This window comes from Luteibacter sp. PvP120, from assembly GCF_054055715.1.
The window spans coordinates 97,010-112,485 of sequence record NZ_JBSRXP010000011.1; the positions used below are offsets into that span (position 1 = coordinate 97,010).

9 protein-coding genes are annotated in these 15,476 nt (G+C 68.0%); 6 read left to right on the plus strand and 3 right to left on the minus strand.

Features of this window, described 5'->3' with window-relative positions; genetic code table 11:
• Positions 1-146: 146 nt before the first annotated feature.
• On the plus strand, positions 147-2,996 hold the full coding sequence (locus ACVKN3_RS17865) for a hybrid sensor histidine kinase/response regulator (RefSeq protein ID WP_354516978.1): 2,850 nt from the start codon (positions 147-149) through the stop codon (positions 2,994-2,996).
• 63 nt (positions 2,997-3,059) lie between these two features.
• Here the strand turns inward: ACVKN3_RS17865 and ACVKN3_RS17870 are convergent, their stop codons facing one another.
• The gene (locus ACVKN3_RS17870; protein WP_354516980.1) at positions 3,060-3,965 is read right to left on the minus strand and encodes an SDR family oxidoreductase; all 906 of its coding nucleotides are present in this window, start codon (positions 3,963-3,965) and stop codon (positions 3,060-3,062) included.
• A 134-nt stretch (positions 3,966-4,099) separates the two neighbouring features.
• Here ACVKN3_RS17870 and ACVKN3_RS17875 point away from each other — a divergent pair, with 134 nt between their 5' ends.
• The 4 genes from ACVKN3_RS17875 (at position 4,100) to ACVKN3_RS17890 (ending at position 12,728) form a co-directional block, all read left to right on the plus strand.
• Complete coding sequence (locus ACVKN3_RS17875) at positions 4,100-6,658, plus strand: alpha-L-rhamnosidase (RefSeq protein WP_285402700.1); 2,559 nt, start codon at positions 4,100-4,102, stop codon at positions 6,656-6,658.
• Positions 6,659-6,754: 96 nt separating this feature from the next.
• Positions 6,755-8,428 (plus strand): methyl-accepting chemotaxis protein, encoded by a 1,674-nt coding sequence (locus ACVKN3_RS17880; RefSeq protein ID WP_354516982.1) that lies wholly within the window; start codon positions 6,755-6,757, stop codon positions 8,426-8,428.
• A gap of 66 nt (positions 8,429-8,494) precedes the next feature.
• Positions 8,495-10,168, plus strand: a complete 1,674-nt coding sequence (locus tag ACVKN3_RS17885; protein ID WP_354516984.1) for an AMP-binding protein — start codon at positions 8,495-8,497, stop codon at positions 10,166-10,168.
• Between the two features lie 100 nt (positions 10,169-10,268).
• Positions 10,269-12,728 carry a membrane-bound PQQ-dependent dehydrogenase, glucose/quinate/shikimate family gene (locus tag ACVKN3_RS17890; protein WP_354516986.1) on the plus strand — a complete coding sequence of 820 codons (2,460 nt, stop codon included), beginning with the start codon at positions 10,269-10,271 and terminating at the stop codon, positions 12,726-12,728.
• A gap of 53 nt (positions 12,729-12,781) precedes the next feature.
• Here ACVKN3_RS17890 and ACVKN3_RS17895 read toward each other — a convergent pair whose 3' ends face one another.
• Positions 12,782-14,002: an MFS transporter gene (locus ACVKN3_RS17895; protein WP_354516988.1), complete on the minus strand. Its 1,221-nt coding sequence runs from the start codon at positions 14,000-14,002 to the stop codon at positions 12,782-12,784.
• A gap of 70 nt (positions 14,003-14,072) precedes the next feature.
• On the opposite strand from ACVKN3_RS17895, the gene ACVKN3_RS17900 reads away from it, so the two are divergent.
• The gene (locus ACVKN3_RS17900) at positions 14,073-14,861 is read left to right on the plus strand and encodes an AraC family transcriptional regulator (RefSeq protein WP_285402708.1); all 789 of its coding nucleotides are present in this window, start codon (positions 14,073-14,075) and stop codon (positions 14,859-14,861) included.
• A gap of 13 nt (positions 14,862-14,874) precedes the next feature.
• On the opposite strand, the gene ACVKN3_RS17905 is transcribed toward ACVKN3_RS17900, so the two are convergent.
• Positions 14,875-15,390 carry a gluconokinase gene (locus tag ACVKN3_RS17905; protein WP_354516990.1) on the minus strand — a complete coding sequence of 172 codons (516 nt, stop codon included), beginning with the start codon at positions 15,388-15,390 and terminating at the stop codon, positions 14,875-14,877.
• Positions 15,391-15,476 lie beyond the last annotated feature (86 nt).

The window sequence follows — 15,476 nt, forward strand, 5'->3', positions numbered from 1 at the left end:
GTAAATGCGCTATGTGCTTGATCCGCCGGGAGTCATTTTTTTGCAACCCCCAGCGTGCCGATTTCCGCAGCGCGACATGACCGTTTCGTGAAGATGGCCTACACAAAGTGCAGGGCTTCGAACCTTTAACATCTGCGATCTGCCCCATGACCGCTCGCTCGATGCCATCTACGTTCGCGTTGCAGGAACACGCCCTGGTCACCCATGCGTTCGACGCACTGCCGTTCGGCTTCACGGCCGTGTCGGCGACAGGGGAACTCCTTTACGCCAATGCCTGGATGACCGCACGGCTTCGTGACGGGGCGGGGCAGGGCTTCCTGAACTGGTGGACGGACGACAGCCGGTCCCGCCTGACCGCCCTGCTGGCGGCTGGCGGTATCGAGGGGGTCCGCGATATCGGGCTGACGGCCGCGGACGGCACGGCGTGGCGGGTGTCCGTCGAGCCATGGCGGCGCCCGGTGGACGGCGAGCCCGTGTTCATGGTCGGCGTCTACCCGACCGTGGAGACGCCGGGGGATGCCGGCGGTGCCGAAGAGCGCCGCCTGGCCCTGATCGAGGTCAGCAACCTGCTGCGCGACCTGGAAGACCCGACGGACATCGCCTATCGGGTGGCCGAGGTGCTCGGCCGCACGCTACGGGTCAGCCGTGCCGGTTACGGCACGGTCGATACGGTGGCGGAAACCATCACCGTCGAACGCGACTGGAACGCCCCGGGCATCCAGACGATCGCCGGCGTGCTGAACTTCCGCGATTACGGCTCGTACATCGACGACATCAAGGCCGGGCGCACCGCCCTGGTTACCGATGCCTACCAGGACCCGCGTACCGTGAATACCGCGGATGCCCTGGCAGGCATCAGCGCCGTCGCCTTCATCAACATGCCGGTGACCGAGCGCGGTGGGGTGGTGGCGTTGCTGTACCTCAACCACGCCGACCCGCGTGAGTGGCTGGAGGAAGAGATCGCCTTCGTCCGCGAGGTAGGCAACCGCACCCGCGTCGCCGTCGAGCGGCGCCGTGCCGAGGGGGAGCTGCAGCAGCTGGCCCTGAGCCTGGAACGGCAGGTGGCGGAGCGTACTTCCGAGCGCGACCGTATCTGGCGCCTGTCCAGCGACATCCTGCTGGTTGCCGATGCGGACACGCGCCTGCTGTCGGTCAACCCGGCGTGGACCGCGATCCTCGGCTGGAGCGAGCGCGAGACCCTGGGCCGTTCGTACCTGGATTTCGTGCATCCGGAGGATACCGAACGCACGGGCGAGGAAACCGGGCAACTGGCCGACGGCGTGGCCACGCTGCGCTTCGAGAATCGCTATCGCACGGCCGACGGCGGCTTTCGCCAGCTGTCGTGGCGGGCGGTGCCCAGCGACGGCATGATCTTCGCCGTGGCCCGCGACGTCACGACCGAGCGCGCGCGCGACGCGGAACTGGATGCCGCCCAGGAGCAACTGCGCCAGGCGCAGAAGATGGATGCGATCGGCAACCTCACCGGTGGCGTCGCCCACGATTTCAACAACCTGCTGCAGGTGATCAGCGGCAACCTTCAATTGCTCGGCACCGACGTGTCGGGCAATGAACGCGCCGAGCGACGCGTGGCCAATGCCATGGCGGGCGTCACCCGCGGCTCGAAGCTGGCCGCCCAGCTGCTCGCCTTCGGTCGTCGCCAGCCGCTGGCGCCCAAGGTCGTCAACATCGGCCGCTTCGTGCGCGACATGGACGAACTGCTGCGCCGGGCGCTGGGCGAGGCGATCGAGGTGGAGACCGTGATCGCCGGGGGCCTGTGGAACACGCTGGTCGATCCGTCCAACGTCGAGAACGCGCTGCTCAACCTGGCGATCAATGCGCGCGACGCGATGGACGGCCAGGGCAAGCTCACGGTCGAGGCCGGCAACGCGTTGCTGGACGACAGCTACGCCAAGACCCACGGCGACCTTCGTCCGGGGCAATACGTGATGCTTGCGGTGACCGATACCGGCAGCGGCATGCCGGCCCACATCCTCGACAAGGTGTTCGATCCTTTCTTCACCACCAAGCCGGAAGGTCGCGGCACGGGACTGGGACTGTCGATGGTCTACGGCTTCGTCAAGCAGTCCGGTGGTCATATCAAGATGTACAGCGAACCGGGCGAGGGCACCACGGTGAAGATCTACCTGCCCCGGTCGATGCAGAGCGAGGATCGCATCGTGGCGATTGAAGAAGAAGCCATCCGTGGCGGTGACGAGACCATCCTCGTGGCCGAGGACGATGAAGCCGTGCGCGAAACGGTGGTGGGCATGCTCGCCGAACTCGGCTACCGCGTGCTCAAGGCACGTGACGCCGAAAGCGCGCTGTCGATCGTCGAAAGCGGCATCGCCATCGATCTGCTGTTCACCGATGTGGTGATGCCGGGCCCATTGCGCAGCCCCGAACTGGCGCGCAAGGCGGCCGAGCGCCAGCCCGGCATCGCCGTGCTGTTCACCTCCGGCTACACGGAAAACGCCATCGTGCATGGCGGTCGCCTGGACGAAGGGGTCGAACTGCTCAGCAAGCCGTACACGCGCGAGCAACTGGCCCGTCGTGTCCGGCAGGTGCTGGGCTCGCGCGTGCCGCGTACCATCGCCGAAGTGGCCACGGCCCCGTCGGCGCCGGCACCGGTCACGCCCGTGGCGGAACCGTTACGTGTTCTGGTACTGGAAGACGACGCACTCATCCGCATGTCCATCACCGAGATGCTGGAAAGCCGTGGGCACACGGCCTTCGAGGCAGGCGACGGCAACGAAGCCATTCGCCTGCACGGCGCCGAGGCCATCGACGTGCTGCTGGCCGATGTCGGCCTGCCGGGGATGAGTGGGGTGGACGTGGCGGAGCGCTTGCGCGAGACACAGCCCAACCTTCCCGTCATCTATGCCACGGGCGACCACATGGCCAACGGCGTCACACGTGACGACCACACGACGATCATCATCAAGCCGTATGGCGTGGCCGACCTGATGGACGCGCTGGGGCGCATCGCGCGCGCGTGATCCTCATCCCGTCGACAGGAGCCCGCGCGACACGCTTGTCGACGGTCGGACGCGCTTTCGGCATCAGGGCAGCATGTTGCCGCCGGTAACGCCGTAGGTTTCCCCGGTGATGAAGCTGGCTTCCTGGCTGGCAAGCAGGACGTACAGCGGCGCGCATTCCACCGGTTGGCCGGGGCGGCCCAGCGGGACGCTCTTGCCGAATTCCACCACCTTCTCCTGTGGCTGGCCGCCACTGGGTTGCAGCGGCGTCCACACGGGGCCGGGCGCCACCGAGTTCACACGGATGCCCTTCTCGGCCAGCTGCTTCGCCAGGGCCTTGGTGAAGGCGACGATGGCGGCCTTGGTGGAGGCATAGTCGAGCAGGATGTCGGAGGGCTGGTAGGCCTGGATCGAGGCCGTGTTGACGATCGCGGCACCCGGCGGCATGTGCGGCACCGCGGCCTTGGTCAGCCAGAACAAGGCGAACACGTTGGTGCGGAAGGTGGCTTCGAACGATGCGCTATCCAGCTCGTCGATGGACGGGCTGAACTGCTGGCGGCCCGCGACATTGGCCAGGATATCCAGGCCGCCCAGTTCCTTCACGCTCCGCTGGACCAGTTCCTTGCAGAACGCCTCGTCGGCGAGGTCGCCCGGTATCGCGACGACCGTGTGGCCCTCGCCCGTGAGCAGGGCGACCACTTCATCCGCATCCTTCTGCTCGGACGGCAGGTAGTTGATGACCACGCTGGCGCCTTCGCGCGCGAAGGCGATGGCGGCGGCACGGCCGATCCCCGAGTCGCCGCCTGTCACCAGCGCCTTGCGGCCCTTCAGGCGGCCGTTGCCGCGGTAGCCGGTTTCGCCATGGTCCGGCTTGGGCGACATCTCGGCGGCCAGGCCCGGTGCCGGCTGCGGCTGCCGGGAAAATTCCGGCTGCGGGTACTGCGTGCGCGGGTCGCGCATGGCATAGGGATCGTTCACGGCATCGGCCATGGTGGTGTCCTCGTGGGGCGTAGGGAGACCACGAGGTTTACGGACCGAAACGTCCATGTGCCGTCCACGGGGTGTCAGTTCGCTTTTCCCTTTCCGCGATATGCTCACCGGTCGTCGCCACCGAGGCCTGTCCCTTGCACGCACTTCGCCGGCTCGTCCTCGCCCTCGCCCTGTCCTGCGTCGCGCCGATCGTCAGGGCGGCGATCACGGTGCACACGCCACGGGTCGAGCGCGCCGACACACCCGCTTACGTGGACGTGCCCAAGCCGCGCTTCGGCTGGATCATCGACAGCGACCGGCAGGGCACCGTGCAGACAGGCTATCGTCTCGTGGTGAGCCACGCGAGCGGGGTGGTGTGGGACAGCGGCCTGGTGCATTCGCCGGTCTCGTTCGACATCGATTACGCCGGTCCGACGCTGGTGCCGGGCGAGCGCTACGAGTGGCATGCCGAGGTCCACACCACGGACGGCGACGGTCGCGTGGCCTCGCATTTCGACACGGCGCTGGACGCACGCGGATGGCACGGTGCCCGTTGGATCGGCAAGGCCGATGCGGACAGCCTGCCCGCGCCGCTGTTGCGGCGCGCGTTCCATGTGGACGCCGAGGTGGCACGTGCCACGCTGTATGTCGCCGCGGGCGGTTACGCCGATCTTTCCATCGACGGCCGCCCCGTGAGCGACGCCGTGCTGTCGCCGGGTTTCACCGATTACGACAAGCGGGTGGAAGTGGTGGCCACCGATGTGCCGCTGGCACCGGGCGACCACGTGCTGGGCGCCGAGCTTGGCCGGGGCTTCTACGGCATGACCAACCCGAACGTGTGGCATTGGGAAAAGGCGCCCTGGCACGGCCAGCCTCGTCTCCGCGCGCTGCTGCGTATCCGCTATGCCGACGGCCGGCGGCAGGACATCGTCAGCGATCGTGGCTGGCGGTTGGCGGACGGGCCCACGCGGCTCGACGACCTGTACGGCGGCGAGACGTTCGATGCGCGTGCCGCGACGCCGGCGACTTGGCAAGCGGCAAGCGAACTGCCTGCACCGAAAGGCCGGCTGGTCGCGCAGACGGAGCAACCGATCCGTGCGGCTGCCACGCTGAAGGCAACCGCCGTGACCGAGCCGCGACCGGGCACGTACGTGTTCGCCTTTCCCCGCGTCATCGCCGGGTGGGCCACGTTCGATGTCAGTGGGCCCGCGGGCACCACGATAGTCGCGCATTATGGCGAGAAGCTGATGCCCGACGGCACCGTGGACGCGCGCGACGAGCACCACTATTTCCAACGGGGGTTCCAGACCGACCGGCTGGTGCTGGCGGGTACGCGGACCCGCTGGCATCCGCGCTTCTCATACAAGGGCTTCCGCTACGTGCAGGTGGATGGATGGCCGGACGCCAGGCCATCGGTCGATGCGGTCACGGCACAGGTCGTTCACACCGACGTCGCCGAGACGAGTCGTTTCGACAGCAGCGATGCCCTGCTCGACTGGATCCATCGCGCAGTCGTGGACACCCTGCTCAACAACCTGCACGGCATTCCCACCGATACGCCGATGTACGAGAAGAACGGCTGGACCGGCGATGGCATGCTCGGTGCGGACATGTTCCTACGCAACCTCGATATCGACCGCCTGCTGGCCAAATGGGTGCGTGACATCGCCGACACGCGCGGCGCGGACGGCGCGCCGTGGCTGATCGCGCCCAATCCGGGATGGGGCCATGTGCGCGCGCCCACCTGGCACGCGGCCTATGTGTTCGTGCCCTGGTCTTTGTGGATGTATGCGGGCGATCGCCGCCCGATCGACGAGCACCTTGACGGTATGGCGCGCTACGTGGCCATGGAGGACGCGCGCTCCCCCGGCGGCATAGCCGATACGGAACTGGGCGACTGGGTCAGCCCCGACACCGACCCCGGCGGCGAAAACGCGCCGGAGGACAAGCGCATCGCCGCCACCGCGTACCTGTACGGCATGGAGCGAACCGTGGCCCGGATGTATCGCCTGCTGGACGAGCCGGTCGCGGCCGAGGCGTTCGAGACCAGGGCGACGCGAGTGCGTGAAGCGTTCAACACCCGCTTCCTCGATCGGGCTGCCGGCCGGTACCGTGGCGAGGGCGATCGTGGCTATCGCCAGGCCCACAACCTGCTTGCGCTGTGGTTCGACCTGGTCCCGGACGACCTGCGCGATCGCGTCGCGGCGGGCATCGCGGGCGACGCGAAAGCGCGCGGCGACCACCTCGACACCGGGGCATTGGCGACCAAGGCGATCCTCCCCGTGCTGACGGCCAGCGGGCACGCCGACGAGGCCTGGCGGATCGCTACCCAGACCACCTTCCCGAGCTGGGGTTTCTGGCGCGCCAACGGAGCCACGAGCCTGTGGGAACACTGGAAGCCGGCGTCGCGCTCACGCGGCCACTATTTCCTGGGCACCGTAGACGACTGGCTATTCGGCGACGTGGCCGGCCTGCGCCCGCTGGCCCCCGGCTGGCGCCGCATCGGTGTGCGGCCGGCGCTCACGGCGTGGCTGCCGCACGCCTCGGCGTCGGTCATGACCCCCTACGGCGAGGCTTCGGTAGCCTGGCGCAAGGAAGGCGGCACGCTGATCGTGGACGTGCGCGTGCCCGTCGGTGCCGAAGCCGTGGTGGCCTTGCCCGGGCGTCCGGACGTGGTGCTCGGTTCGGGACGGCATCGCGTCGTTGCGCCCTGACCGAGCTGCGCGGCAAGGCGTCTTCACGTCTGCGTGGTAAAGGCTTGCCCGATCCCTGCCGATAAAGCGTAAGGGGAACAGGGGAGGTAGTCGGGGATGTCCGTCGTAAGTAGCTGGTTCAGCTGTACGCGTCTGACGACGCGCGTGTGGATGGTCATGGCCGTCGTGGTGCTGGGGTTGCTGGCCCAGTCGATCATGGCGTGTGTCGCAAGTCGGCAGGTACAGATGCGCGAGCTCCAGCAGACGCTGGAACAGCACGTGGCCGCAGCGATCTCGTTGGTCGATGCGTACCACGCGCGTGCCGAGAAGGGCGAGATGAGCGATCTCGAGGCACGGGTCGCCGCATTGCAGGATGTCGCCTCGATGCGCTGGGACGACGGCAAGGGATATATCTTCGCGTTCGACTCCACACTGGCGATGCGTATGCACCCGCTGCGCTCCGACGACGTCGGCAAGAACATCCGCGACGACGTCGACGGCAAAGGGTTCCACCATTACGAAGCCATGCTCAAGGCGGATACGGCGACGGGCCACGGGGTGACGCGCTACACGCAGGTCATGCCGAAGACCGGTGCGCTCCGCGACAAGATCAGCTTCTCGTCCTGGTACAAACCGTGGGACCTGCATTTCATTTCCGGCGCGTATTTCGACGATATCGACGCGGCCTTCGCCGCGCAGCTGAAGCGCGGCCTGTTGACGTCCGGTGTGATCGCGATGCTGGCCCTGCTGGTCGTCTGGTTGTCCATGAGCAGCATCCGTACCACCGTGGGTGGGGAACCGCGAGACGCGGTAACGATCGCCGGGCGCATCGCCGGCGGCGACCTGCGCGCGAACGCCGTCGCCTTCGCGCCCACCAGCCTGCTGGGCGCGCTGGAGCGCATGCGCGGCACCCTGGCCTCCATCGTGACCGAGGTCCAGCAGGGTGCGCACGTGGTCTCCATCACCTCGGGCGAGATAGCACGTGGCAACGACGACCTGTCGCAGCGCACGCAGGAGCAGGCGTCCAGCCTTGAGGAAACGGCAGCGTCCATGGAACAGATGACCGCGACCGTGAAGCAGAACGCCGAGAATGCGGCGGCGGCCGATCGCCTTTCCCGTCAGGCACGCGGCGAAGCGGAACGCGGTGGTGACGTGGTCGCCCAGACGAAGGAGGCGATGTCACGCATCGGCGATTCCAGCCGCCGCATCGGTGACATCGTCGGCCTGATCGACGAGATCGCCTTCCAGACCAACCTGCTGGCGCTCAACGCGGCGGTCGAAGCAGCGCGTGCGGGTGAGCAGGGACGCGGCTTCGCCGTGGTCGCCGCGGAGGTTCGTCGCCTGGCGCAGTCCAGTGCCTCGGCCGCACGCGAGATCAGAAGACTGATCGTGGAGAGCGGGGAGCGCGTGGACGCCGGCGCCGCGCTGGTCGAGCAGTCGTCGCTGGCGCTGCGTGACATCGTGGACGGCGTGAAGAAGGTTACCGACATCGTCGCCGAGATCGCAGCGGCCAGCGCCGAGCAATCGTCGGGCGTCGACCAGGTCAACGTAGCCATTGCCCAGATCGACCAGGTAACGCAGGAAAATGCCGCCCTGGTCGAGGAAGCCGCGGCCGCCGCCAAATCCATGCAGGACCAGGCGCAGGCGCTGCGCGACCAGGTCGCATTTTTCACCGTCGATACCGGCGAACGCCGCGATGCGTCCGCGCGTACCGGGGAACGCGCCACCTACGATGCACGGTTCGGCGAGGTGGCTGCGCCCCGCGGCGATGCCTGGACGGCGTTCGCCTGATCCGTCGGGGTGCGTCGGTGTGTGGGTGGCTTATGCTGCTGCCCATGTATCGATTGGGAGACCCTTATGGCATCCACCCCCAGCTACGTCCACGGTGCCAGCGCCACGCCCCTGCTGGGCGAAACGGTGGGCGCGTTGCTCGATCGCGTCACCGCACGCTGGCCGGAGCGACCCGCGCTGGTGGTCCGCCAGCAAGGCGTGCGCTGGAGCTACCGCGAGTTCCATGACGAGGTGACCCGTGTGGCCGCCGGCCTGTTGGCGCTGGGCCTGGAGCCGGGCGAGCGCGTCGGCATCTGGGCGCCCAACCGCGCGGAGTGGGTGGTCGCCCAGTTCGCCGCGCCCAAGGCGGGCCTGGTCCTGGTGAACATCAACCCCGCCTACCGTTCGCACGAACTGGCCTATTCCCTCAACAAGGTGGGTTGCCGCGCGCTGATCCTGCCCCGGGCGTTCCGCAGTTCGCATTACCTGGAGATCCTTTCCGGGCTGGCGCCGGAGATGGCCACGGCGATACCCGGCGGGCTGCGTGCCGCGGCACTGCCCGACCTGCGCCACGTGATCCTGCTGGACGACGAGGCCGCGCCTGGGGCGCTGCGCTGGGCGGACCTGTGCGCCGACGACGCGGCGCGCGCACGGCTGGCGGCGATCGAGCCGGTGCTCGGTTTCGACGACCCGGTGAACATCCAGTTCACCTCGGGCACCACGGGGGCGCCCAAGGGCGCCACGCTGACCCACCACAACATCGTCAACAACGGCTTCTTCATCGGCGAGGCCATGCGCCTTACCGAGGCGGACCGCCTGTGCATCCCGGTGCCCTTCTACCACTGCTTCGGCATGGTGCTGGGCAACCTGGCCTGCGTGACCCACGGTGCCTGCATGGTCATACCGGGCGAGGGCTTCGATGCGCTGGTCACCTTGCAGACGGTGGCCGAGGAGCGCTGCACCGGCCTGCACGGCGTGCCCACGATGTTCATCGCCGAACTGGAACACCCGCGTTTCCACGAGTTCGACCTGGGCACGCTGCGCACCGGCATCATGGCCGGTTCGCCGTGTCCCATCGAGGTGATGCGCCGCGTGGTGCGCGAGATGCACATGAGCGAGGTGACCATCGCCTACGGCATGACCGAGACCAGTCCGGTCAGCTTCCAGACGACGCCCGACGACCCGCTGGACGTACGCGTGGCGACCGTGGGTCGCGTGCATCCGCATGTGGAAGTGAAGATCGTCGACGAACAGGGCGGGGTGGTGCCCCGAGGCACCACCGGCGAGCTGCTGACGCGCGGCTATTCGGTGATGCGCGGCTACTGGGGCGACGACGGCGCCAGCCGGGCGGCCCTCGACGACGCGCGCTGGATGCACACCGGCGACCTGGCGATGCTGGACGAGGAGGGCTACTGCACCATCGTCGGGCGGCTGAAGGACATGATCATCCGCGGTGGGGAGAACATCTACCCGCGCGAGATCGAGGAATTCCTCTACGGCCACCCCGACATCCAGGATGTGCAGGTGTTCGGCGTGCCCGACGCGCGGCTGGGCGAACAGGTGTGCGCCTGGATTCGCCTGCGCGACGGCTCGCCGGCCACGGCCGCCTCGGTGCAGGATTTCTGCCGCAAGCACCTGGCGTACTTCAAGGTGCCGCACCACGTGCGCTTCGTCGATGCCTTCCCCATGACGGTGACCGGCAAGGTTCAGAAATACCTCATGCGAGAGGCCATGATCGCCGAACTGGCGGCGAGCACCTAGTTCGGGCGGCCCGCAGCCCGTCCTGCCTCCACCTTGGATTCACGGCCGCTGCACGACCCTAGGGGTTGGGGGAGGACCCACGCCAATTGAGTGAGTTCGGATGAATCGAGTCAGGAGATACCACCCGGCGACGCTGTTCAGCGCGCTGGTCTTTGCCCTCTGGGGCACCGTCATGCTGTTGGGCGGCATCCGACTCTTCGGTGAGGGCGGCTCTGTCTATTACCTCGCATCCGGTGCGGTCACTCTGCTCGTGGCGGCCCTGCTACTTTTCCGCGTGCGCCTCGCCGTGCCGATCTACGCGCTGGTGCTGATCGCGACCACGGGCTGGGCCGTGTGGGAAGTGCGCTGGGACTTCTGGCAGCTGCTGCCCCGCCTGGATGTCTGGTTCGCGCTCGGCCTCTGGCTGCTGCTGCCCTGGCCGCGTCGCGGGCTGGGCCGTGAGCGCTTCGACGGCCGTTCGCGCGGCACCGGCGGCGGCTTCCTCTTCGTATCGCTGCTTATCGCGACCGTCGTCGGCATCGTCGGCGCGGTGCATGTATCGAACGACATGCCGGGCGAACTGCCCATGGCCGATGTGTCCGGACCGCAGGGCGACCGTGCCGCGCGGCCGGACGGCGACTGGACCGATTACGGCGGCTCGCCCTACGGCCAGCGCTATTCGCCGCTGACCCAGATCACCCCCGACAATGTCGGCCAGCTGCAGGTCGCCTGGAAAATCCAGACCGGCGATCGTCCGGGCCCGGACGATCCGACCGAGACGACCTCCGAGAACACCCCGCTGAAGATCGGCGACACCGTGTACCTGTGCACGCCGCACAGCAAGGTGATCGCGGTGAACGCCGCCACCGGTGAAAAACGCTGGGAATTCGATCCGAAGATCCAGAGCCCGGTCGGCTTCAAGCACTGGGAACACATGACCTGCCGTGGCGTGTCCTACCACGACGACGCCCGCTATGCGGCGGCCGTGATCCCGGCCCCGGCCACCACGGCGGCCGGCGTCCCGGCGGTTGCGTCGACGGCGCCGCTGCCCCCGTCGGCCATCGCCACCGCCACCTGCCCCCGCCGCCTGTTCCTGCCCACCGCCGATGCCCGCCTTATCGCGCTGAATGCGGACAACGGCCAGCCCTGCGGCGACTTCGGCCAGGGTGGCACGGTCAACCTGCGCGCCAACGTTGGCCCGTTCACCCCGGGTGGCTATTACTCCACGTCGCCGCCGGCGGTCACGAAGGACCTGGTCATCATCGGTGGCCATGTCACCGATAACGAATCGACCAACGAGCCGTCCGGGGTGATCCGTGCCTTCGACGTGCATGATGGCCACCTGGTCTGGAACTGGGACCCGGGCAAGCCGGACGACACCACGCCGATCGGTCCGGATGGCGTCTACACACGTAACTCGCCCAACGTCTGGTCGCTCTTCAGCGTCGATGAAGCCCTGGGCATCGTGTACCTGCCGATGGGCAACCAGACGCCCGACCAGTTCGGTGGCGGTCGTACGCCTACGTCGGAAAAATACGGTGCGGGGCTTGTCGCCCTCGATGTCGCCACGGGCAAGGTGAAGTGGAACTACCAGTTCACTCACCACGACCTCTGGGACATGGACGTCGGCGGCCAGCCGACCCTCGTCGACCTGCAGACGGCCGATGGCATGAAGCCGGCCGTGGTCGCCTCGACCAAGCAGGGCAGCATCTACGTGCTCGACCGCCGCGACGGCACGCCGATCGTGCCGATCCAGGAAGTGCCGCGTCCGCAGGGTGCGGTGCCGGGCGACCACACCGCGCCGACCCAGCCGCTGTCCGACCTCAACTTCGCCCCACCGCAGGTGCGCGAGCAGGACATGTGGGGTACCACCCCGCTGGACCAGCTCTGGTGCCGCGTGCGCTTCCGCTCGCTGCGCTACGAGGGCATGTTCACGCCGCCGTCGTTGCAGGGCTCGCTGGTGTTCCCGGGCAACTTCGGCGTGTTCGACTGGGGTGGCGTGTCCGTCGACCCGACGCGACAGCTGATGTTGATCAATCCCAGCTACATGGCGTTCCAGTCCAAGCTGATTCCCAAGGAAGAACTGGCCAAGATGGAAGTAGGTCCCGCCAAGAGCGAGACCGAGGGCGTCAAGCAGGCGAAGGGCATTCCGTATGGCATCGAACTGTCGCCGTTCCTCTCGCCGCTGGGCATCCCCTGCCAGGCGCCGCCGTGGGGCTATGTCGCGGGCGTGGACCTGCGTAGCGGCAAGATGATGTGGCGGCACAAGAACGGCACCATCGTCGACAGCGCGCCGCTGCCGATCCCCATGCCGCTGGGCGTGCCCAGCCTGGGCGGCATGGTGACCACCGCCGGTGGCGTCACCTTCCTCAGCGGCACGCTGGATTACTACGTGCGCGGCTACGACGTGCGCACCGGCAAGAAGCTGTGGGAGTCGCGCCTGCCCGCCGGTGGCCAGGCCACGCCGATGACCTATGCCGACAGCAGCGGTCGCCAGTACCTGCTGGTGGTCGCCGGCGGTCACGGTTCGCTCGGTACGAAGCAGGGCGATTGGGTCATCGCCTACGCGCTGCCCAAGTAACCCCGTGTCGATGCATCGGCCGCTATCTGTTCGATAGCGACCGATGCATCGCCTCACGCCGTGGTGGCGCTCGCTTTCCGCGGGTCCGGCAGGAAGGCCGCCAGCAGGCCGATCAGCGGCAGGAACGCGCAGATCCGGTAGACCGCCTCGATGCCGACATGGTCGGCCAGTTCGCCCAGCCCGGCCGCGCCGAGGCCACCCATCCCGAACGAAAAGCCGAAGAACAGGCCGGAGATCATGCCGACCTTGCCCGGTACCAGTTCCTGCGCGAACACCACGATCGCCGGAAACGCCGACGCCAGGATCAGCCCGATCGCCACGGTGAGCGGCGCGGTCCAGAACAGGCTGGCGTGTGGCAGCAGCAGCGTGAAGGGCAGGGTGCCCAGGATGGAGAACCAGATGACCCGCTTGCGCCCGAAGCGATCGCCCAACGGGCCGCCCAGCAACGTGCCCGCCGCCACTGCAGCCAGGAACACGAAGAGGTGCAGCTGCGCGTTCTGCACGGACACGTTGAAACGGTGGATCAGGTAGAAGGTGAAGTAGCTGGTCAGGCTGGCCAGGTAAACGTACTTGGAAAAGATGAGTGCCAGCAGCACGGCGATACCCCGCCGCGCATCCGCGCTACTCGCGGCGATCGATGTGGGCGTGCGCCCGCCGGCCGTCAGGCGCGACAGTCCGTGGTGCCGGTACCACTGCCCGACATTCCACAATACGACACCTGAAAGCAGGGCCAGCAGCGCGAAGAAGGCCAGGCTCGACTGACCCCAGCGCACCACGACGATCGCCGCTGCCAGGGGCCCCAGCGCCTGTCCCGCGTTGCCGCCCACCTGGAACAGCGACTGCGCCAGCCCATGGCGTCCGCCCGAGGCCATCCGGGCCACCCGCGACGACTCCGGGTGGAACACCGATGAACCCATGCCGAGCAACCCGGCACCGACGAGCAGCATCGGGTACGTGTGCGCCGCGGACAACACCAGCAGCCCGGCGAGGGAGAACAGCGTGCCACCCGGCAGTGCCATGGGTGTCGGCCGGCGGTCGGCATAGAGGCCCACCAGCGGCTGCAGGATCGAGGCGGTGATCTGGTAGGTGAGGGTGATCAGGCCGATCTGGCCGAAGTCCAGGTGGAAACCGGCCTTCAGGCCCGGATAGATGGCGGGCAGCAGCGACTGCATCATGTCGTTGAGCAGGTGGCAGAAGCTGATGGCGAAGATGACGCCGTAGACGGTCGGATCGGTGCGCGGCGAGGTCGACGCGGCACGGGCAGGCGCTTGCATGGGCGGTCCTGGGAACGGGGAAACGCCATGAGAACACGCCATCCCTGTGGCCCGCGCTAGGATATGGGTCATGGATAGTGGAGATCGGGACAATCCGCACATTCCCTATCGGGACTTCCACGACGAGGCATCGCGCCCCGTCCTGTCCCGGGGCCACGACTACCCGTCGTCGTATGAGCTGCAGGCGCATCGCCATCGGCGCGGCCAGCTGCTCTATGCCTCCACGGGCACGCTGGCTGTCACCACGCCGCAGGGCTCGTGGCTGGCCCCCTCGGAGCGTGCCGTGTGGATTCCGGCGACTACGCCCCATGCCGTCCGGATGATCGGTACGGTCAGCACGCGCAGCGTGTATGTCGACCGCGTGGTCGCCGAGCCGCTGGGTGATACGTGCCGCGTGATTGCTGTATCGCCGTTGTTGCGCGCGCTGCTGGTCGCCGCGGTGGACGTTCCCCCGGCGTACGACTTCGACGGTCGGGATGGCATGCTGATGGCACTGCTGGTGGCCGAGGTGGCGCGCGCCGCGACCATCCCGCTGGCGCTGCCCTTGCCGACCGACCGGCGACTCGCCGCACGTTGCGCGCACTTCCTGGAGCAGCCGCGCATGACGGAGAGCATCGACCACTGGGCCGCCGGGCTCGGCATGCATCGGCGCAGCTTCACCCGGCTGTTCCGTCGCGAGACGGGGATGAGTTTCGCGCAGTGGCGACAGCAGGCGTGCCTGCTGGCCGCGCTGCCCCGGCTCGGCGCAGGCGAGGCCGTGACCGCCGTGGCGCTGGACCTGGGCTACGAAAGTCCGGCGAGTTTCTCGACGATGTTCCGCCGTGCGCTCGGCAGGCCGCCGACCTTCTACCGCGCCTGAAGGCCGGGCCGGCTCATCGGCCGATGGCGCCCGCGCCGCTGTCGCATCCCGGCCGGATCACGCCTTCGATGGCTTCGGCGGGCGGCAGGCCCACGTCGACCCACAGGGCTTCTTCCCGCGATGGTTCTTCCAACGTCGCCAGCTGGCTGTCCAGCAGGGTCGGATCGAAGAAGTGGCCACTGCGGTGGCCGAGGCGCTCGGCCAGCAGGGCGCGGGATGCGTGCAGGTAGACGAAGCGCACATCGCCATGCGTCCCGCGAAGGACGTCGCGATAGCGATGCTTCAGGGCCGAGCACGCCAGCACCATCGACTCGCCGCTGGCCCGGTGCTGGTCCATCGTGGCGACGATCGCTTCCAGCCACGGCTTGCGGTCGGCATCGTCGAGGGGAATGCCGCGCGCCATCTTGTCGCGATTGGCCTGCGGGTGAAGCGCGTCGGCATCGACGAACGGCTGGCCCAGCCGCATGGCCAGGCCCTCGCCGATCGTGCTCTTGCCGCTGCCGGAGACGCCCATGACGATGGTGATCATGCGGCCATGATGCCGCGGTGCCGGCTACGGATTCGTGAACGGCTCGCGTACCATCGGTCACCCGATATGTCCTTGCGTGCCGCGCT

What these genes read in the sequence shown, in the direction of transcription:
- ACVKN3_RS17865 (WP_354516978.1), top strand. Translation starts at nt 147, where the DNA reads ATGACCGCTCGCTCGATGCCATCTACGTTCGCGTTGCAGGAACACGCC.
- ACVKN3_RS17870 (WP_354516980.1), bottom strand. Translation starts at nt 3,965, where the DNA reads ATGGCCGATGCCGTGAACGATCCCTATGCCATGCGCGACCCGCGCACG.
- ACVKN3_RS17880 (WP_354516982.1), top strand. Translation starts at nt 6,755, where the DNA reads ATGTCCGTCGTAAGTAGCTGGTTCAGCTGTACGCGTCTGACGACGCGC.
- ACVKN3_RS17885 (WP_354516984.1), top strand. Translation starts at nt 8,495, where the DNA reads ATGGCATCCACCCCCAGCTACGTCCACGGTGCCAGCGCCACGCCCCTG.
- ACVKN3_RS17890 (WP_354516986.1), top strand. Translation starts at nt 10,269, where the DNA reads ATGAATCGAGTCAGGAGATACCACCCGGCGACGCTGTTCAGCGCGCTG.
- ACVKN3_RS17895 (WP_354516988.1), bottom strand. Translation starts at nt 14,002, where the DNA reads ATGCAAGCGCCTGCCCGTGCCGCGTCGACCTCGCCGCGCACCGATCCG.
- ACVKN3_RS17900 (WP_285402708.1), top strand. Translation starts at nt 14,073, where the DNA reads ATGGATAGTGGAGATCGGGACAATCCGCACATTCCCTATCGGGACTTC.
- ACVKN3_RS17905 (WP_354516990.1), bottom strand. Translation starts at nt 15,390, where the DNA reads ATGATCACCATCGTCATGGGCGTCTCCGGCAGCGGCAAGAGCACGATC.